This is a genomic window from Caballeronia sp. ATUFL_F1_KS39 (assembly GCF_023630985.1).
Classification (GTDB): Bacteria; Pseudomonadota; Gammaproteobacteria; order Burkholderiales; family Burkholderiaceae; genus Caballeronia; species Caballeronia zhejiangensis.
Genome location: NZ_JALQDZ010000005.1, coordinates 1 through 18,566, shown reverse-complemented (window position 1 = coordinate 18,566; position 18,566 = coordinate 1). Strand labels below are relative to the sequence as shown.

Genomic DNA, 18,566 nt, shown 5'->3' with positions numbered 1-18,566 from the left:
AGCGTAAAACAGGAAGTCGATGCGCTATTCGTTCGAAATCAGGAAGTTCATTTACAGCCAGTATTTCTTTGGCGGGTTGCGCATCGCGCTCGGCGTATCGCTGCCCGCCGTCCTGATGCTCACCGTCTTTCACAATCGCGAGCTTGGTTTCACGATCGCAACCGGCGCGCTCGGTGCGTGCGTCGTCGACATGCCCGGCCCGCTCAGGCACAAGCACAACGAGATGCTCGCGTGCACGGTGATCGGCTTTCTTGCGGCGCTCGCAACGGGCATCGCGACCGCGAATCCGATCACGCTCTGGCTGACCATCGTGCCGCTGACCTTCGTGCTGTCGCTGATCGTCGTGTACGGCAATCGCTGGCCGCAGATCAGCTTCGCGACGCTCTTCATGATGGTCGTCACGCTGGAAGAGCATTTCACGCCGATGCAGGCGCTCATCAACGCATCGTGGATTTTGCTGGGCGGCCTCTGGTACACGTATTGGGCGACGCTGGTCTCACGGCTGCTCGTCTATCGCATCGAGCAGCAGGCGCTGGCCGAAAGCATCTTCAGTTGCGCGGAGTATCTGCTCGCGCGCGCCGAGTTCTACGACAGCGACGCCGATCTCGACGAGTGTTATCGCGTGCTCATCGAAAAGCAGATTGCGGCCGTCGAGCGGCAGGAAGCGGCGCGCGACATCGTGCTGCGCAACTTGCCGAAGGTGAAGAGCGGCAAGCTCAACGCGCGGCGCGCGCGGCTCTTCAATCTGTTCATCAACGTGGTCGATCTGCACGAGTTCTTCGTCGGCGCGCATACGGACTATCCGCTCGTGAGAAAGACGTTCGCCGGCTCCGACGTGCTGATCTTCTATCGCGACCTGATGCGCAAGGCGAGCGCGGATCTCGAGGAAATCGGGCTCGCGGTGCTGCAGAACAAGGCGGCCGGCCGGCAGATCAGCATGAAGGCCGAACTGCGCGCGATCGAATACGAACTGGAACTGATGCGCAAGCACGGGCTGCCGGAGAAGAATCCCGAAGCGTACGCGGCGGCGGCCGCCGTGTTCAGGCGTCTGTGGAGCGCGACGCGTCTCATCGACAAGATGCGCCGCCGCACGCGCGACGAACCCAGCGTCACCGAAACCGAAGTGCAGATCGACCACGCGCTGTCGCGCTTCATATCGAGCCGGCGCGTGCCGTTCATGCAGATATTCTCGAACCTCACGATGTCGTCGCCGAGTTTCCGGCATGCGCTGCGCGTGACGATCGCCGTGGGTATCGGCTTCTGGCTCGGGCGTCTCTTGCCGCTCACGAACGCGTACTGGATCGTGATGACGACCGTCATCATTCTGAAGCCCGGCTACTCGCTCACCAAGCAGCGCAACACGCAGCGGATCATCGGCACGGCGATCGGCTGTGCGGTGACCATCGCGCTGATCCTGTTCTTCAAGGAGCCGCATATCCTGCTCGTCGTGATGTTCGCGTCGATGGTGATGAGCTACAGCCTCCTGCTTTTCAACTATGCGGCGAGCGTCGTGTTCACGTCGTCGTATGTGCTGCTGATGTTCCATCTGCTCGCGCCGGGCAACATGCGGATCATCGGCGAGCGCGCGATCGACACCGTCGTCGGCTGCGCGATCGCGATCGCGGCGAGTCATCTGTTTCCGTACTGGGAATATCGGCTGATGGGCAAGCCCGTGAAGGATCTGCTCGCCGCGACGCGCAATTATCTCGAAGCGAGCTGGTGGTGGCGCGGGACGCAGACCGACAAGGCGCGCGCGGCTGCGGTTCACGCGCCGGCGGCCGAAACGCCGGTCGATCGCGCCGTGTTCGCCGATGCGAACGCGGGTGCAGTGGCGGCGACGTCGTCGGCCGTGGCGACGCCCGCGCAAACGGTGACGATCACGGCGGAAGCGGTCAGCGAACCGGTCGAGCCGATGGCCGCCACGCTGCCGCCCGCCGCCGATTCCGCGATGAAAGCCGCGAGCGCGACGGCGCAGCGTTTATCGTCGGTGAGCATCGGCGAGAGCACGGCGGCCACGGCGAGCAAGGGCGCATCCGCCGCGGCGACGGTGACCGCCACGGCGCTCGACCGCGACTTCCGCTACCGGCTCGCGCGCAAGAACGTGCATATCGCGTTCGCCAATCTCGCGCAGGCGTTCCAGCGCATGATGCTGGAGCCCAAGGCGCAGCAAAGGTATGCCGCCGAATTGAACGATCTGCTCGTGCAGAGCCATGTGCTCGCCTCGCAGATCACCGCCGCCGCGCCGCTGCTTCAATCGCTCAACGAGGTGGGCGGTCAGCCGTTCGAGCCGGTGCAGCGCACCTTCGGGATCGTGCGCGACAATCTCGCCGAGGCCGAGGGCGAACTGCCCGGCGCCGCCAAGCCCGATGCGCCGCCCGCTCACGCGGACGCGCTCAAGCAACTGCGGCGCGATCTGGACAAGATGGTCGTCGATGCAGAGCGCGCGCAGTCGCTGCCCGCCGATGCGCTTCACGATCTCAAGCTGCTCGCGCATCAATGCAAGCAGATGCTGACGGCGTCATCGCTGATCGAGAAGGACGCCGCGCAGATTCGCCTGCCGGTTTGACGCGTGCCTACTGCGACGCGCCGACCGCCGGCACGGCGGGCCGCACGTCGCTCGCCGCGGATGGCTGCGCGTTTTCCTCGTCGAACTCGCGCTTCTCGCGGATCGCGTTGAACAGGATCGTGCCGATCACGATCAGCACCACGACGACGATGAACACGCTGACGGCGCGGGTCGGATTCTTTTTCGGCGTACCGTCCGGGCGGCGCGGATCGCGGGGGTCGTGGCTCATGAATGGATTCGTGGCGGCGTGTCGGGAAGAACCCGCTATGGTACTCGGGTTGGGTTTCAGTTGGATTGCGGGGCGCCCATCGTCGTTTCGCAACCCGCGCCGCCATCGCGAAATTCTCTGCTGCACGCGCGCGCTTGAACGCGGCCCGTCCGATTGACGATACTAGTCACGATTCCATGCGCGTCCGATCCCGGGAAGGGCTAAAGGGGCAATCCCGGGATACCTAGTGACCGGACGTGTTGAGCCGCCCGCCCGGGCGGCTTTTCTTATGTGTCGGCGGTTCAGGGTTCGAGCGTGGGGCGCACCGGCAACGCCGTCGAATACTTGATCTGCTCCATCGCGAAACTCGAGCTCACGTCATACAGCGGCACGGCGCGAATGAGTTGCTTGTAGACGCGATCGTAGTCGTCGATATCCGACACCACGACGCGCAACAGATAATCGGTCTCGCCGCTCATCCGGTACACCTCGACCACTTCCGGAATATCGCGCACGGCGCGCGTGAAATCGTCGGCCCAGGTCTGGGTGTGCTGGTTGGTGCGTACCGCGACGAACACCGTCGTCCCGACGCCCAGCTTCTTCGGATCGCACAACGCAACCTGCGCGCGGATCACGCCCGTCTCTTTCAGACGCTGCACGCGTTTCCAGCACGGCGTCTGCGAAAGGTTCACGCGCTGCGCGAGTTCCGCGATGGGCATCGTCACATCCTGCTGAAGCAATTCGAGCAGCTTGCGGTCGATGAGGTCCATTCCCATGCTGCACCCCTTATAGGAAATTATTCTATTTCTTGATGGTCGAGCGGAATTATATGGAAACTAATTCTGGAGGCAAGCCGGTATAAATGAGCGGATCGAACAACAACGACGCGACGGCTCATCCACTATGCGACTCGAACATGTCAGCCGCCTGGCGCGGCCCTCTTCATCGGCTTTGGCGGCTTCCCCGGCCGCCGATTGTGCCGCGTTCCGAAACCCCGCGCTCGAACGACTGTGCCGCGAAATCGACGCCGCATTCGCCGCCGCCGAAGCGGATTCGCGCGCGTCGTTCGGCGAGCGCGTGCGCCTCGCGCTGCAACGCGCGATCGCCGATCCGGGTCTGCTGCGCCCCGATCAGCGCGTGAGCGATCCGCGGAACTATTGCCGTCATCTGCTCGCCGCCGACCCGCTCAACCGTTACGCGATCGCCGCGCTCGTCTGGGAGCCGGGGCAAGCGAGCCCGGTGCATGGTCATCGGACATGGTGCGGCTATGCGGTGATCGATGGCGCGCTCGAAGAAACGCTTTATCGCTGGGATGCAGTCGCCCATCGCGCGATCGAGACGCGGCGTCATCCGCGCGCGCCGGGCGCGGTGTCCTATGTGGATGCGGGACGCGGCGCGATTCATCAGCTCGGCAATCCCGCCGATGCCGCCGCGCGCGCCGTATCGCTGCATGTCTACGGCGTCGCGGGCGAGCAGATCGCCACACACGTCAACGATCTGCTCGCCGCCTGAAAAAAGCTCAGCCCTTCCCCGGCTCGGACGCGGTCGGAATCTGCGGCGGAATCTGCACGGATTGATCGGTCGGCGGCGGCGCCGGCTGGGGTTCGTGCGAAACGTCGCGGGCCGCGGCTGCGGCGATCTTCGTCTCGCGCACAGAGGCCGGCCCGGCCGCGAGTTCTTCTTCCTCTTCCACCGGCGCCGGCGCCTCGCCCGTCCAGATGCGCCGCGCGCGCTCGCGTCCTTCGGCGTCGGCGCCCGACATCGCGTCGCGCGTCATTTGCACGTGCATCTGCGGAACCGGAATCTCGATGCCGGCTTCGTCCATCTTGCGCTTGATACGCAGATTGAACGCCCGCGCGACGCTCCATTGCTGCAACGGGCGCGTCTTGATCTGCCCTTTCACGACCATCCAGTTCGGATCGAAGCGGTCGAGTCCCCACACTTCGACCGGCCCGAGCATTTCGAGCCGATAGCGGAAATCGTCCAGCAGATCCGCGCCGACTTCGCGAATCATCTGCGTGACCTGGTCGACGTCCGCCGAAAACGGCACGCGCACCTCGAACACCGCGTACGCGAAATCGCGCGACAGATTCTTCACCGTCTTGATCTGCGAGAACGGAATCGCGTGGATCGCGCCCTGGCCGTCGCGCAGGCGCACGGTGCGGATCGTCAGGCTTTCGACGATGCCCGCGTGACCGCCTTCGACCTCGATCGAATCGCCGACCGAAATCGTGTCCTCGATGATGATGAAAAGCCCGGTGATCAGATCCGCCACGAGCGATTGCGCGCCGAAACCCACCGCGAGGCCGATCACGCCCGCGCCCGCGAGCAGCGGCGTCACATTCAGGCCGAGATTCGCGGCGGTGACGATCGCGGCCACCGTCAGCAGGAACACGAACACCACGTTGCGCACGAGCGGCAGCATCGTGCGGGCGCGCATGCTCGGGCCGCGTCCGCCGCGCCGCGCCGCGTCGGGCCTGAGCGCTTCCTGAATGCCCGTGTCGATCAGAATCCAGATCAGCCAGACGACGAAGAACGTCAGCACGATCATCCCGACCGCGTGCGTGATGCCGCGCGCGGCGACGCTCTCCTCGGCCATGTGCGCGAGCGAGAATCCCCAGAAACGCGACGACAATTCGAGGAACACGAGCCAGACGCCGACCACGATCATCGTGCCGACGAACTTGACGAGCCTGCGCACATACGCCGACTGGCGGCGCGGTTTTCTCGACTTGGGCCGCGTGATACGCACGACGATCGCCGAGAGAAAGAACGCGACGACGAGCAGGCCCGCGGTGGCGATCGCCATCTGCAGCACGTTCTCCGACGTACCGATGCCCATGAGCGTCGCCACGACCGACGCCGACGCGAGCAGCAGCAGCGGCAACTGCCAAAGCGACGCGACCACTTCGAACGTCTCGGTCGCGGCCTTGCGCGTGTTGCGCTGCTCGTACGTGCGGCTGCGGATCAGATGCGCGACGGGCCGCTGGAACGCGAGCGCGAAATACGCGGTGAGCGCCGCGGCGCCCATGTTCGCGCACGTCGAGATCAGCGCGGAGAGATTGGTGCCGAGCTGCTGCGCGACGTCGTAATTCGCGGCGGCGTCGCCGAGCGCGCCGAGCGTGCCGATCAGAAAGAGAAGCCGCCGCGCGCGGCCGATGAGCAGGTTCACCGCGACGCGCCGGTGCGCCGAGCCGAACAGCGAGAACATGATGAGACAGATTGCGGAGAACACCGCGCCCGCGACGATTGCGTAAGCGGTGACCATCGCGAGCGTGCGGCCGAGCGACAGCGGCATGTAGTGCGTGAACGTGAGCGCCGCGAGGAACGCGAACAGGTACGGCGCGACGCGGCGCAGCGTGAAGAGCAGCAGTTCGCGCGTCGTCGGGTTCGAATGCAGGCCGCTGTCGATGCCGAATCGCGCCCGCACGCGCCGCTGCAGATAGACGAGCGCCATCGCGCATGCGCCCCAGCCCGCGAGCGTCGCGAAATAGTTGAAGAGCGTGCGGCCGAACGATTCGCGGCTCTGGCTCGTGACGATCGTGAAAAGCTCGTTGCCGGCGGCGTTGAAGCGTCCGACCCAATAGGCGATAGGCGTCTTGCCGCGCTTCACGTCGGCCTCGATGTTCGTGAGCGCCGACGCGATCGCGCCCAGCAAGCCCGCGTTCTGCGCGATGGTCGCCACGACCGACGATGCCGTCGTTCCCGAAGTCGGCTGTGCGCCCGCAGCCGTGCCGCTCGCGGCGGTGTCCGCCGTCGCGGAGGCCGCCGCGGCACCGGATGCCGGAGCGGTGGAATCGGCGGCGCGCTTCGCATCGCGCAGATGCTTGAGCTGCGCGACGAGCGCCGTGCGCTGCTTGTCGCTATCGAGGGTGGCGATGATGTTGTCGAGCGAGCGCAGCATCTCGGCGTCGGACATCGCGGGCGCCGACGCGGCATCCGGTGCGGATGCGGGCGCGGCCGGCGTGATCAGTTCCTGGAACGTGGGCAGCGTGAGGGCCTGTGCGGCCTGGACGGCAGGCGAGGCGAACACGATCGACGCGGCCAGCGCGGCGAGCATCGACGACATTGCAAGCGAAAACGCGCGCGCAGCGTGGCGCGCGAGTGCGGCGCGCAACAGCACGCACGCCGCCATCCAGGAGATCGCGCCAGACGCCGCCGCGCTTCGCGGCGCGAGCTTGCGTGACTTCATAACGGTCTCGATTTCTGAAAGTCCGCCAGTTTAGCGGCTATAACAGGGAGGCCGCCCAAAGCGGACGTAACCGAATGTTAAGCGCTTCTGCGTTGATTTTTCAGACGAAACATCTCTATTTATCCATCTCGGTGCGCGCGCCGCTGGACTCGGACGTGGGTCCGGCGACCGAGCCTTGCGCGCTCGCTTGCGGATTCGACGCGCCGCCCGACTGCGCGGACCATTCCTGCAGCTTGCGCCCCGCCGATTGCAAGCCCGCGCCCGTCGCGCTCGCGGCATTGTTGATCGCGGCGTTCGTCGCGCTCGCCGCGCTGTCGAAGTTCGATCGCGCCGTCGCGGCGACGCTGCTCGCGGAGACATCGGGCATCGATCCGGCGCTGTCGATGTTCTGCTGCGCCGATTGTTTCGCGGCATCGACCTTCTGGCCGACGTAGCTCGCCGCCTGGTCGAACTTCTGGCTCGTCTGGCTCGCCAGATTGTTGAGAGCGCTCGCGGCCTGCCCCGCGGTTGCGTCGTGCTTCTCGCACGCGGCCAGCACGCCCAGCGCGGCGAGCGTCACGGCGATGCGGGTCATGGGAGTCATCTGCATGGTGATACCTTCCTTCGTCTCGAAACTCGCGCCCATCATACGCTGTCGGTGCGCGTCGCTTCGCGCCGTCACATGCGAAGCGCGGCGCGAATAGTAGACTGATCCGCGCGGCGCGAGCGCGATGGAGCGGCGCGCGGCATCGAGCATCCGACAACCCATTCCCTGACGAGGTTAGCGATGGCTGCCAAGAAGATTCTGTTTCTCACCGGCGATTTCGCCGAGGACTATGAAACGATGGTTCCGTTTCAGGCGTTGCAGGCCGTCGGCCATACGGTGGATGCGGTGTGCCCCGGTAAAAAGCGCGGCGACACCGTGAAGACGGCGATCCACGATTTCGAAGGCGATCAGACTTATACGGAGAAGCCGGGACATCGCTTCACGCTGAATGCGAGCTTCGACGACATCGATCCGGCCCGTTACGACGCGCTCGCGATCGCAGGCGGCCGCGCGCCGGAATATCTGCGCCTGAACGATCGCGTGCTCGAACTCGTGCGGCACTTCGCGCAGGCGAACAAGCCGATCGCCGCGGTCTGCCACGGCGCGCAATTGCTCGCGGCGGCGGGCGTGATCGAAGGGCGGCGCATTTCCGCGTACCCGGCGTGCGCGCCCGAAGTGCGGCTCGCGGGCGCGACTTACGCCGATATCGCCGTCGATGAGGCCATCACCGATGCGAATTTCGTCACCGCGCCCGCATGGCCCGCGCATCCGGCGTGGATCGGACAATTCCTGGCGCTGCTCGGCACTCGAATCGAACTTTGAAACCTTGCATCGCAGGGGAACCTCGCCTCTGGTCAACGGGGTGCGCCAGCCTTACATATAGCTGGCGCAAACGATTTACCCGCGGTGAGCGGCGAATAGAATTTTCCCTCTACATTTCGGAGACTTCTGGTTTTGGCACCTATACGGTTGGCATATATTTGCCGCCGTCCCGCCTCCCACGAAGTCTCGCACCATGCTCTTCATGAATGTCGCCGTCGCCCTTGTCGCAGGGTTGATGCTCTTCGAGCCGTTCACTCGCGCCCCTGTCTCCCGCTTCACCACTCCACGCATGCGTCGCAGTCTCGCTCACCGCGCTTTCTGTCAGGCGGGCGCTGCATTCTTCGCGGCTCTGCTCATCGCGACGAGCCCGCCCGCGCCCGAACGAATTTCGCCGCTCGTCGTGTACTCGGTCGCGCTATTGCTGGTGTGCGCAGCGGTCTACTGGATCGGGCGCGGCAAACGCTTGCTTCGGCAGCCACGCGTGTTTGCGAACATGTATTGATCTCCCAGCGCGGCGCACATTGCGCCGCGTTTTGCTTTCGGCAGCGAAGATGACTGCCGCTTCTCTCCCCATCATTTCCTTTCGACGTCCGAACGACGAGACCCGGCTCCCCCGCGCTTTCCGGTATATTCGCGCCAAGACTTTCGACGAACGCACGGACGAAAAAAAAGGCGCTACGTTTCCGTAGCGCCTTAAAAGTTCTAGCCATTCCGAGGGCCGTGCTAGAACCTGAGAGCCTGTCTCCGAAGCTCGGGCGGTAAGCGCTGAAGCGCACGTCACCCCGGGTTTCGAAATTCGGTTCCATTTTTTCCGGGATCGCTGCTCAAGTCAAGCAAAATCTCGCGGTCCGGGCAACTGCCCAAGTTTCGTTCAACATGCACCGAAACACATAAAAGTTTCATTGCGGGTACAGCTTATTCTGAAGGTTTGCATCGTTTGCAAGTTTCTCGTGCTGGCCTTGTAGAATTGCGCCAGGTCATCAAACAAAACGATGTTTCACTTAACGAATGCCTATGCAAAACGAACCGTCGGTGGGCCGCGAACGCGCCCGGGAGAAGGACGGCGAGGAAGTCACCGCGCTCGCCCGCGGGCTCGATGTGCTGCGCCGGATCGCCGCCGCGGACGCGCCGGTGAGCAATCGCGAACTGACCGACTGGACGGGAATTCCGAAGCCCACGATATCCCGGATCACCGCGACGCTCGTCGGCGCCGGATTGCTGCACCGCTTGCCCGACAGCGAGCGCTTCGTGCTGACGGCGTCCGTTCTCGAACTGAGCAACGGATTCTTACGTAATTTCGATATTCGCGCTCGAGCGCGCCCGTTTCTTATCCGTCTCGCCGAGCGCACTGGTCTCTCGGTGCACCTCGCCGTGCGCGATCGTTTGGAGATGGTTGTAATCGATGCCATTCGGCCGCGGTCCGCCGTTCTGGTGTCGCGGCTGGAAGTCGGCGGCAGGATGGACCTGAGCCGCACCGCTGTCGGACGCGCGTATCTCGCGGTGTTGTCCGACGCGGATCGGCGTGCGCTGATCGGCAGCTTGCAGATCGCATCCGGCGACGACTGGCCGGCCATCGCGGGCGGCTTGCAACGCGGCCTCGACGATGCGTTGCGCCTCGGCTTCGCGATCTCCATCGGCGAATGGCATCACGGATTGAATGCGGTCGCGGCGGGCTTCGTCGGGCCGTCCGAAGAACGCTATTCGGTCAATTGCGGCGGCGCCGCGCATCAGTGTCCGCGCGACATATTGATCGACGAGGTCGCGCCCGCCCTGCTCGATTGCGTCGAGCAGATCACACGCGAGATCGGCGGAACGCACGCCCCGAACCTATTGCGCGCCGCCAGTTAGACTACGCGACGGCCGCTGCGCGGCCGAACGCCTTCGAAAGCGCGGCCGGTTGCGCGTGTAACACTCGTAATCAACAGAAAGAAAGGCCGGTGGACGCCCTCGGGTGCGGGACGTAGCATCATGCTTCGCGCGCACCGGGGTCGCGCCGGATCGCTCGCCTGGCTCGACAGGCAGCCTTTCCAGCCGCTTTCAACGGCCCCGCGTCATTCACGGCCTCCGCTTCGGTCTCGGTTCATGCGCGCGGCGCATCGTCTGGCGCTTGAACCGTGACCGCCGCCCGTCCGCGCTCCGAACAGATTTGAAAGACCAGCCTCCGAACCGATGGACGACCAAAAGAATCCCCCAGGGCACTCGCGCCCGACGCCTCCGACGCCTGCCGCCATCGAACCCGCGCCGCGGCGGCGCCGGGTCGTGCCGCTCATCGTCGCGATCCTGATCGTCGCCGGCGCAGTTGCGTGGTGGCATCCGTGGAATCGCGGCGAGAGCGGCGGCACGAGCGGCGCGCCGGAAGCCCGTCAAGGCGGAAGGCGCGGCATGCCGAATCCGATGAATCAGCCGCAGCCGGTGCATGTCGCGACCGTCACGCAAGGCGAAATGCCTGTGGTCATCAATTCGCTCGGCACCGTGACGCCGCTCGCGAACGTCACGGTCAAGACGCAGTTGAACGGCACGCTCGTCGATGTCGCGTTCAAGGAAGGCCAGATGGTCAAGAAGGGCGACGTGCTCGCGCAGATCGATCCGCGTCCGTATGAAATCTCGCTGCGCAACGCCGAGGGCACGCTCGCGAAAGACCAGGCGCTGCTGCAGACCGCGCGCCTCGACCTGCAGCGCTATCAGACGCTGCTCTCGCAGGATTCCATCGCGAAACAGCAGGTCGACACGCAGGCGTCGCTCGTCAAGCAGTACGAAGGCGCGGTGAAGTCGGATCAGGCCAACGTCGATACCTACAAGCTCGATCTGACCTACGCGCGCATCACGGCGCCGGTGTCGGGGCGCGTCGGCTTGCGTCAGGTCGATCCGGGCAACTACGTGACGACGGGCGACACGAACGGCGTCGTCGTCATCACGCAGTTGCAGCCGATCAGCGTGATCTTCACCACGTCCGAAGACAATCTCGCCGCGATTCTCAAGCCGCTGCACGCGGGCACGAAGATGTCGGTCACGGCGTATGACCGTGCGAATACCACGTCGCTCGAAGCGGGCTATCTCGAGACCGTCGACAACCAGATCGACACGACGACCGGCACCGTCAAGCTGCGCGCTACCTTCGACAACAAGGAAGGCATGCTTTTCCCGAATCAGTTCGTGAACACGAAGCTGCTCGTCGATGTCATCAAGAACGCGACCATCGTGCCGACGCCGGCGGTGCTCAACGGTTCGTCGGGCGCGTTCGTGTACGTCGTGAAGCCGGATAACACCGTCACCGTGCGCAACGTGAAAACCGGCCCGGTCGACGGCGAGCGCACCAGCATCAAATCCGGACTGCAAGTCGGCGAGCGCGTGGTCATCGACGGCTCGGACCGCCTGAAGGAAGGCGCGAAAATCACGATTCCGGCTGAAAAGGCGAAAGCGGCATCGGGCGCGTCGGGTGCATCGGGCGCGTCGGCTGCGGCGCCGGCTTCGGCGGCGTCGGGTGCGCGCCACGGCGGTCATCGGCGTCAGCAATCGCAGCAGTAAGCGCAATTCGAAAGCATGAATCCATCCCGCATTTTTATTCTGCGTCCGGTCGGCACGGCGCTCCTGATGGCGGCGATCATGCTGGTCGGCCTCGTCGCGTTGCGCTTTTTGCCGCTCTCGGCGCTGCCCGCCGTCGACTATCCGACGATCCAGGTCCAGACGTTCTATCCGGGCGCGTCGCCCGACGTGATGACGTCGAGCGTCACGGCGCCGCTCGAAAAGCAGTTCGGGCAGATGGCGAGCCTGAACCAGATGTCGTCGCAAAGCTCCGCGGGCGCATCGGTCATCACGCTGCAGTTCAGCCTTGATTTGCCGCTCGATATCGCCGAACAGGAAGTGCAGGCGGCGATCAACGCAGCGGGCAACCTGCTGCCGTCCGACCTGCCCGCGCCCCCGATCTACGCAAAGGTGAACCCCGCCGACGCGCCGATCATGACGCTCGCGGTCAGCTCCAAAACCTTGCCGCTGACACAAGTGCAAGACCTCGCCGACACGCGTCTCGCGCAGAAGATCTCGCAGGTCGCGGGCGTCGGCCTCGTATCGGTGAGCGGCGGCAATCGCCCTGCCGTGCGGATTCGCGCGAACACGCGCGCGCTGGCGTCGTATGGCCTGAACATCGACGATCTGCGCACGACGATCTCGAACCTCAACGTCAACACGCCGAAGGGCAACTTCGACGGCCCGACGCGCGCCTACACCATCAACGCGAACGACCAGCTCACCGACGCGAACGCGTACAAGAGCGCGGTCGTCGCGTATCGCAACGGCCGTCCGGTGATGCTGACGGACGTCGCGAGCATCGTCGAGGGGCCGGAGAACACGAAGCTCGGCGCATGGGTCGATTCGACGCCCGCGATCATCCTGAACGTGCAGCGTCAGCCGGGCGCGAACGTGATTGCGGTGGTCGACGGCATCAAGAAAATCCTGCCGCAATTGCAGCAATCGCTGCCGGCCGCGCTCGACGTGCGCGTCGTCACGGACCGCACGACGACCATCCGCGCTTCGGTGCGCGACGTGCAGTTCGAACTCGCGCTGTCCGTCGTGCTGGTCGTGCTCGTCATCTATCTGTTCCTCGCGAACGTCTACGCGACCATCATTCCGAGCTTGTCGGTGCCGCTGTCGCTCGTCGGCACACTCGCGATCATGTACCTGTGCGGCTTCTCGCTCGACAATCTCTCGCTGATGGCGCTGACCATCGCGACCGGCTTCGTGGTCGACGACGCCATCGTGATGATCGAGAACATCGCGCGTTACGTCGAGGAAGGCGATCCGCCGCTCGAAGCGGCGCTGAAGGGTTCGAAGCAGATCGGCTTCACCATCATCTCGCTGACGGTCTCGCTCATCGCCGTGCTGATTCCGCTGCTCTTCATGGGCGATGTCGTCGGCCGCCTCTTCCACGAGTTCGCGATCACGCTCGCGGTGACCATCGTCATTTCGGCAATCGTCTCGCTCACGCTCGTGCCGATGATGTGCGCAAAACTTCTGCGCCACACGCCGCCGAAGGAAAGCAAGCGCTTCGAGGCGCGCGCGCATCAGTTCATCGATTACGTGATCGGGCGTTACGCGGTCGCGCTGGAATGGGTGCTCGCGCGCCAACGCGCGACGCTGTTCGTCTTCGTGCTCACGCTCATTCTGACCGCCGTGCTGTACGTGTACATTCCGAAGGGCTTTTTTCCGACGCAGGACACCGGCGTGATCCAGGCGATTACGCAGGCGCCGCAGGCCGCGTCGTATCAGGCTGTCGCGGACCAGCAGCAGGCGCTCGCGAAAAAGATTCTGCAGAACCCGGACGTCGAAAGCCTCACCTCGTTCGTCGGCGTGGACGGCTCGAACATCACGCTGAACAGCGGGCGCATGCTCATCAACCTGAAGCCGCGCGACGACCGCAGCAATACGTCGAGCGATGTCATCCGCGAGATTCAGAGCGAAGTCGCCGATATTCCCGGCATCAAGCTGTACATGCAGCCGGTGCAGGATTTGACGATCGATTCGACCGTCAGCCCGACGCAGTATCAGTTCATGCTGACGGACCCGAACGCGTCGGAGTTCGCGGAATGGGTGCCAAAGCTCGTCGAGCGGCTGCAACACACGTCCGTGCTGACGGACGTCGCCACCGATCTGCAGCAGAACGGCCAGTCGGTGTATATCGAGATCGACCGCGAGACAGCCGCGCGCTTCGGCATCACGCCCGCGACCGTCGACAATGCGCTCTACGATGCATTCGGCCAGCGCATCATCTCGACGATTTTCACGCAATCGAACCAGTACCGAGTGATTCTCGAAGCCGAACCGTCCGACGCGCATTACAGCGAAACGCTGAACGGCATCTATCTGCCCTCTTCCACCGCGACCAACGGTCAGGTGCCGCTCTCGGCCATCGCGAAGTTCCATGAACGCGCGGCGCCCTTGCTCGTCACGCACCTCGGCCAGTTCCCGGCGACGACCGTTTCCTTCAATCTCGCGAAGGGCGCGTCGCTCGGCGAGGCCGTGAAAGCAATCGAGCAGGCCAAGGAGGAAATCGGCTTGCCCGCGTCGTTCCAGATCCGCTATCAGGGCGCCGCGCTCGCGTTCCAGGCGTCGCTGTCGAACGAGCTATTCCTGATTCTCGCGGCCATCGTCACGATGTATATCGTGCTCGGCGTGCTGTACGAGAGCTTCATCCATCCGATCACGATTCTCTCGACGCTGCCGTCCGCGGGCGTCGGCGCCCTGCTCTCGCTGATGATCACCGGGCACGATCTGGACATCATCGGCATCATCGGCATCGTGCTTCTGATCGGCATCGTGAAGAAAAACGCGATCATGATGATCGACTTCGCGCTCGAAGCGGAGCGCGATCAGGGCAAGCCCCCGCGCGAAGCGATCTTCCAGGCGTGTCTGCTGCGCTTCCGCCCGATTCTGATGACCACGATGGCCGCGCTCCTCGGCGCACTGCCGCTGATGCTCGGCTGGGGCGCGGGCTCGGAGCTGCGGCGTCCGCTCGGCGTGGCGATCGTCGGCGGCCTGATCGTGTCGCAGTTGCTCACGCTGTTCACGACGCCCGTCATCTATCTCGGCTTCGATTCGCTCGCCCGCAAGCTGCGCGCGCGCTTTCATCGCGACGCGCCGCCGGCCCCGGCCAGCGAGGGCCGCTGAGTCATGAACCTGTCGCGCATCTTCATCGCCCGGCCCGTCGCCACGACGCTGCTCGCGGTCGGCATCGCGCTCGCGGGCATGTTCGCGTTCGTGCGCTTGCCGGTGGCGCCGTTGCCGCAAGTCGATTTTCCGACCATCTCCGTGCAGGCGTCCTTGCCCGGCGCGAGTCCGGAGACGGTGGCGACGAGCGTCGCGAGTCCGCTGGAGCGACATCTGGGCACCATCGCCGATGTAAGCGAAATGACCTCGATGAGCTCTGTCGGCACGACGCGCATCACGCTGCAATTCGGCCTGAATCGCGATATCGACGGCGCCGCGCGCGACGTGCAGGCCGCGATCAACGCCGCGCGCGCCGACCTGCCGACCGCGCTGCGCCAGAATCCGACGTACCACAAGGTCAACCCCGCCGACGCGCCGATTCTCGTGCTCGCGCTCTCCTCGCCCACGCGCACGGCGGGCTCGCTCTACGATTCCGCGGCGACCGTGCTGCAGCAGACGCTCTCGACCGTGCCGGGCGTCGGCGAAGTGGACGTGAGCGGCTCGGCGAATCCGGCCGTGCGCGTCGAGCTCGAGCCGGGTGCGCTCTTTCACTACGGCATCGGGCTGGAGGACGTGCGCGCCGCGCTGGCGTCGGCGAACGCGAACAGTCCGAAGGGCGCGATCGAGTTCAAGGGCACGCGCGTCCAGCTCTACACCAACGATCAGGCGAGCAAGGCCGCGCAGTACAAGGACCTCGTGGTCGCGTACCGCAACGGCGCGGCGGTGAAGCTTTCGGATGTCGGCGAAGTGGTCGATTCCGTCGAAGACTTGCGCAATCTCGGCCTCATCAACAACAAGCGCGCGGTGCTCGTGATCCTGTATCGCCAGCCGGGCGCGAACATCATCGAGACGATCGACCGCGTGAAGTCGATGCTGCCGCAGTTGCAGGCCGCGCTTCCCGCCGACGTGCAGATCACGCCGACCGCCGACCGCTCCACGACCATCCGCGCATCGCTGCACGATACCGAGCTCACGCTCGTGATCGCCGTGGCGCTCGTCGTGATGGTCGTGTTCCTGTTCCTGCGCAACTGGCGCGCGACGCTGATACCGAGCGTCGCCGTGCCGATCTCGATCATCGGCACGTTCGCGGCGATGTATCTGCTCGGCTTCTCGCTCGACAATCTCTCGCTGATGGCGCTAACCATCGCGACGGGCTTCGTCGTCGACGACGCGATCGTCGTGCTCGAGAACATCACTCGGCATGTGGAAAAAGGCGTGCCGCGGATGCAGGCCGCCATACTCGGCGCGCGCGAAGTCGGCTTTACGGTGCTGTCGATCAGCGTGTCGCTCGTCGCCGTGTTCCTGCCCATTTTGCTGATGGGCGGCATCGTCGGGCGGCTGTTCCGCGAATTCGCGCTCACGCTGTCGCTCGCGATCGCGGTGTCGCTCGTCGTCTCGCTGACCGTCACGCCGATGATGTGCTCGCGCCTGCTCGAAGAGCCGCACGAGCGCAAGCAGGAAGGCCGCGTCGCGCGCTGGCTGGAGCGCCAGTTCGATCGCATGCAGCGCGGCTATGCGCGCACGCTCGGCTGGGCGCTCACGCATCCGCGCACGATTCTCTTGATCCTGCTGGCGACCATCGGGCTGAACGTTTATCTGTACGTCATCGTGCCGAAGGGCTTTTTCCCGCAGCAGGACACGGGCCGCATCATCGGCGGCATTCAGGCGGACCAGAGCACGTCGTTCCAGGCGATGAAACTCAAGTTCGCCGAGATGATGAAGATCGTCGAAGCGGACCCGGCCGTCGACAGCGTCGCGGGCTTCACGGGAGGGCGCTCGACCAATTCGGGCTTCATGTTCATCTCGCTCAAACCGAAGAGCGTGCGCAAGGTCTCCGCCGATCAGGTCATCAACCGCCTGCGCAAGCCGCTCGCGGATGTCGCCGGCGCGCGCACCTTCCTTCAGGCGGTGCAGGACATTCGCGTGGGCGGGCGGCAATCGAACGCGCAATATCAGTTCACGCTGCTGTCCGACTCCACGGCGGACTTGTACAAGTGGGGGCCGCTTCTCACCGAGGCGCTGCAAAAGCGCCCCGAACTCGCCGATGTCAATTCCGACCAGCAGCAAGGCGGCCTCGAAGCGATGGTCACGTTCGACCGCGCGACGGCCGCGCGCCTCGGCATCAAGCCCGCGCAGATCGACAACACGCTCTACGACGCATTCGGCCAGCGGCAGGTATCGACCATCTACAACCCGCTGTCGCAGTATCACGTCGTGATGGAGCTCGCGCCGAAATACTGGCAGGACCCGGAGATGCTCAAGCAGATTTACATCAGCACGTCGGGCGGCACGGCGAGCGGTTCGGCATCGACGCAATCGACGACCACGTCCGGCACGACGACGACCGCGTCCACTTCGGCGACGGGATCGACGGGCGCGGGCGGTTCCTCGACGAGCACGTCCGACACAACCGCTGCCCTTGCGCTGGCCGCCGTGAAGAACTCGGCGACCAACGCGATCGCGGCGACGGGCAAGAACGGGTCGTCGTCGGGTGCTGCGGTGTCGACATCGAAGGAAACGATGGTGCCGCTTTCCGCGATTGCGAAGTTCGGGCCGGGCAACACGCCGCTTTCGGTGAATCACCAGAGCCAGTTCGTCGCATCGACGATCTCGTTCAATTTGCCGCCGGGCAAGTCGCTCTCCGACGCGACCGCGGCGATCTACGAGACCATGGCCACGATCGGCGTGCCGCAGACCATTCACGGCAGCTTCCAGGGCACGGCGCAGGCGTTCCAGCAATCGCTCAACGACCAGCCGCTCCTTATTCTGGCGGCGCTCGCAGCGGTTTACATCGTGCTCGGGATTCTGTACGAGAGCTACATCCATCCGATCACGATTCTCTCTACTTTGCCGTCGGCGGGCATAGGTGCGCTGCTCGCGTTGCTGTTGTTCAAGACGGAGTTCAGCATCATCGCGCTGATCGCGGTTATTTTGCTGATCGGCATCGTGAAGAAGAACGCGATCATGATGGTCGATTTCGCGATCGAGGCGACGCGCCACGGCGCGCAGACGCCGCAGGACGCGATCCGCGAGGCGTGTCTGTTGCGCTTTCGCCCGATCATGATGACGACCGCCGCCGCCCTGCTCGGTGCGCTGCCGCTGGCGTTCGGCAGCGGCGAAGGTTCGGAGATGCGTGCGCCGCTCGGGATCGCGATCGTTGGCGGGTTGATCGTGAGTCAAATGCTCACGCTCTATACGACGCCTGTGGTCTATCTTTATATGGATCGGTTTCGGATTCGCGCGGAAGAACGGCGCGCTCGGCGGCAGCGGGGGGCGGGGCCGGCTGGCGCGGCGGAGTGAGGTTTTGCTCTTTGTTTTCTCCGGATCGCGGAGTGGGCGTTTGTTGTTGGTCCTTCGCCGGAGCCCGGAGTGGGCGTTTGTTCTTGGTCCTTCGCCGGATCCCGTTTTGCTCTCGGTCTATTAGCACTGCCCCTGTGCGGGGCGGCAGTCACTTTCTTTGCTGCTGCAAAGAAAGCAACTGTATTGAGCGTCAAGGGTTGAGTTGGTAAGGATCATGGTTTTGGGGGATTCCAAGTTGTGCCGTCGCGCATCA

12 protein-coding genes are annotated in these 18,566 nt (G+C 64.6%); 8 read left to right on the top strand and 4 right to left on the bottom strand.

All coding sequences use genetic code 11. The features are described from left to right. Window positions 1–19 precede the first annotated feature (19 nt). Window positions 20–2,566, top strand: coding sequence for an FUSC family membrane protein (locus tag NCR93_RS04825; protein ID WP_175979893.1), 2,547 nt, complete (start codon window positions 20–22; stop codon window positions 2,564–2,566). A gap of 7 nt (window positions 2,567–2,573) precedes the next feature. Here the strand turns inward: NCR93_RS04825 and NCR93_RS04820 are convergent, their stop codons facing one another. Together NCR93_RS04820 and NCR93_RS04815 are read right to left on the bottom strand one after the other, a co-directional pair. Continuing rightward, window positions 2,574–2,795: a hypothetical protein gene (locus NCR93_RS04820; protein WP_008350594.1), complete on the bottom strand. Its 222-nt coding sequence runs from the start codon at window positions 2,793–2,795 to the stop codon at window positions 2,574–2,576. Between the two features lie 281 nt (window positions 2,796–3,076). Continuing rightward, complete coding sequence (locus NCR93_RS04815) at window positions 3,077–3,550, bottom strand: Lrp/AsnC family transcriptional regulator (RefSeq protein ID WP_033536869.1); 474 nt, start codon at window positions 3,548–3,550, stop codon at window positions 3,077–3,079. 127 nt (window positions 3,551–3,677) lie between these two features. Here NCR93_RS04815 and NCR93_RS04810 point away from each other — a divergent pair, with 127 nt between their 5' ends. Continuing rightward, a complete protein-coding gene (locus tag NCR93_RS04810) occupies window positions 3,678–4,286 on the top strand; it encodes a cysteine dioxygenase family protein (protein WP_051079032.1) in 609 nt (202 codons plus the stop codon). A gap of 7 nt (window positions 4,287–4,293) precedes the next feature. On the opposite strand, the gene NCR93_RS04805 is transcribed toward NCR93_RS04810, so the two are convergent. Next, entirely contained in the window at window positions 4,294–6,966 is a 2,673-nt protein-coding gene (locus NCR93_RS04805) for a mechanosensitive ion channel family protein (protein WP_175979892.1), read from the bottom strand. Between the two features lie 115 nt (window positions 6,967–7,081). Beyond that, window positions 7,082–7,555 carry a BCAL1086 family glycoprotein gene (locus NCR93_RS04800; RefSeq protein ID WP_051079045.1) on the bottom strand — a complete coding sequence of 158 codons (474 nt, stop codon included), beginning with the start codon at window positions 7,553–7,555 and terminating at the stop codon, window positions 7,082–7,084. A gap of 177 nt (window positions 7,556–7,732) precedes the next feature. On the opposite strand from NCR93_RS04800, the gene NCR93_RS04795 reads away from it, so the two are divergent. The 6 genes from NCR93_RS04795 to NCR93_RS04770 all read left to right on the top strand — a co-directional run bounded on the left by NCR93_RS04795 (window position 7,733) and on the right by NCR93_RS04770 (window position 18,313). Then, a complete protein-coding gene (locus NCR93_RS04795; protein ID WP_008350603.1) occupies window positions 7,733–8,314 on the top strand; it encodes a DJ-1/PfpI family protein in 582 nt (193 codons plus the stop codon). A 193-nt stretch (window positions 8,315–8,507) separates the two neighbouring features. Next, a complete protein-coding gene (locus NCR93_RS04790) occupies window positions 8,508–8,816 on the top strand; it encodes a hypothetical protein (protein WP_144403775.1) in 309 nt (102 codons plus the stop codon). A gap of 512 nt (window positions 8,817–9,328) precedes the next feature. Next, entirely contained in the window at window positions 9,329–10,162 is an 834-nt protein-coding gene (locus NCR93_RS04785) for an IclR family transcriptional regulator (protein WP_008350606.1), read from the top strand. Window positions 10,163–10,483: 321 nt separating this feature from the next. Then, window positions 10,484–11,839, top strand: a complete 1,356-nt coding sequence (locus tag NCR93_RS04780) for an MdtA/MuxA family multidrug efflux RND transporter periplasmic adaptor subunit (RefSeq protein WP_008350608.1) — start codon at window positions 10,484–10,486, stop codon at window positions 11,837–11,839. A gap of 15 nt (window positions 11,840–11,854) precedes the next feature. Continuing rightward, a complete protein-coding gene (locus NCR93_RS04775) occupies window positions 11,855–14,974 on the top strand; it encodes an MdtB/MuxB family multidrug efflux RND transporter permease subunit (protein WP_008350610.1) in 3,120 nt (1,039 codons plus the stop codon). Window positions 14,975–14,977: 3 nt separating this feature from the next. After that, window positions 14,978–18,313, top strand: coding sequence for an efflux RND transporter permease subunit (locus NCR93_RS04770; protein ID WP_034471185.1), 3,336 nt, complete (start codon window positions 14,978–14,980; stop codon window positions 18,311–18,313). The last annotated feature ends 253 nt before the right edge of the window (window positions 18,314–18,566 follow it).

Coding starts and splice junctions, on each gene's coding strand:
- NCR93_RS04795 (WP_008350603.1), top strand. CDS start 7,733: ATGGCTGCCAAGAAGATTCTGTTTCTCACCGGCGATTTCGCCGAGGAC.
- NCR93_RS04790 (WP_144403775.1), top strand. CDS start 8,508: ATGCTCTTCATGAATGTCGCCGTCGCCCTTGTCGCAGGGTTGATGCTC.
- NCR93_RS04775 (WP_008350610.1), top strand. CDS start 11,855: ATGAATCCATCCCGCATTTTTATTCTGCGTCCGGTCGGCACGGCGCTC.
- NCR93_RS04805 (WP_175979892.1), bottom strand. CDS start 6,966: ATGAAGTCACGCAAGCTCGCGCCGCGAAGCGCGGCGGCGTCTGGCGCG.
- NCR93_RS04785 (WP_008350606.1), top strand. CDS start 9,329: ATGCAAAACGAACCGTCGGTGGGCCGCGAACGCGCCCGGGAGAAGGAC.
- NCR93_RS04780 (WP_008350608.1), top strand. CDS start 10,484: ATGGACGACCAAAAGAATCCCCCAGGGCACTCGCGCCCGACGCCTCCG.
- NCR93_RS04825 (WP_175979893.1), top strand. CDS start 20: ATGCGCTATTCGTTCGAAATCAGGAAGTTCATTTACAGCCAGTATTTC.
- NCR93_RS04815 (WP_033536869.1), bottom strand. CDS start 3,550: ATGGGAATGGACCTCATCGACCGCAAGCTGCTCGAATTGCTTCAGCAG.
- NCR93_RS04800 (WP_051079045.1), bottom strand. CDS start 7,555: ATGCAGATGACTCCCATGACCCGCATCGCCGTGACGCTCGCCGCGCTG.
- NCR93_RS04820 (WP_008350594.1), bottom strand. CDS start 2,795: ATGAGCCACGACCCCCGCGATCCGCGCCGCCCGGACGGTACGCCGAAA.
- NCR93_RS04770 (WP_034471185.1), top strand. CDS start 14,978: ATGAACCTGTCGCGCATCTTCATCGCCCGGCCCGTCGCCACGACGCTG.
- NCR93_RS04810 (WP_051079032.1), top strand. CDS start 3,678: ATGCGACTCGAACATGTCAGCCGCCTGGCGCGGCCCTCTTCATCGGCT.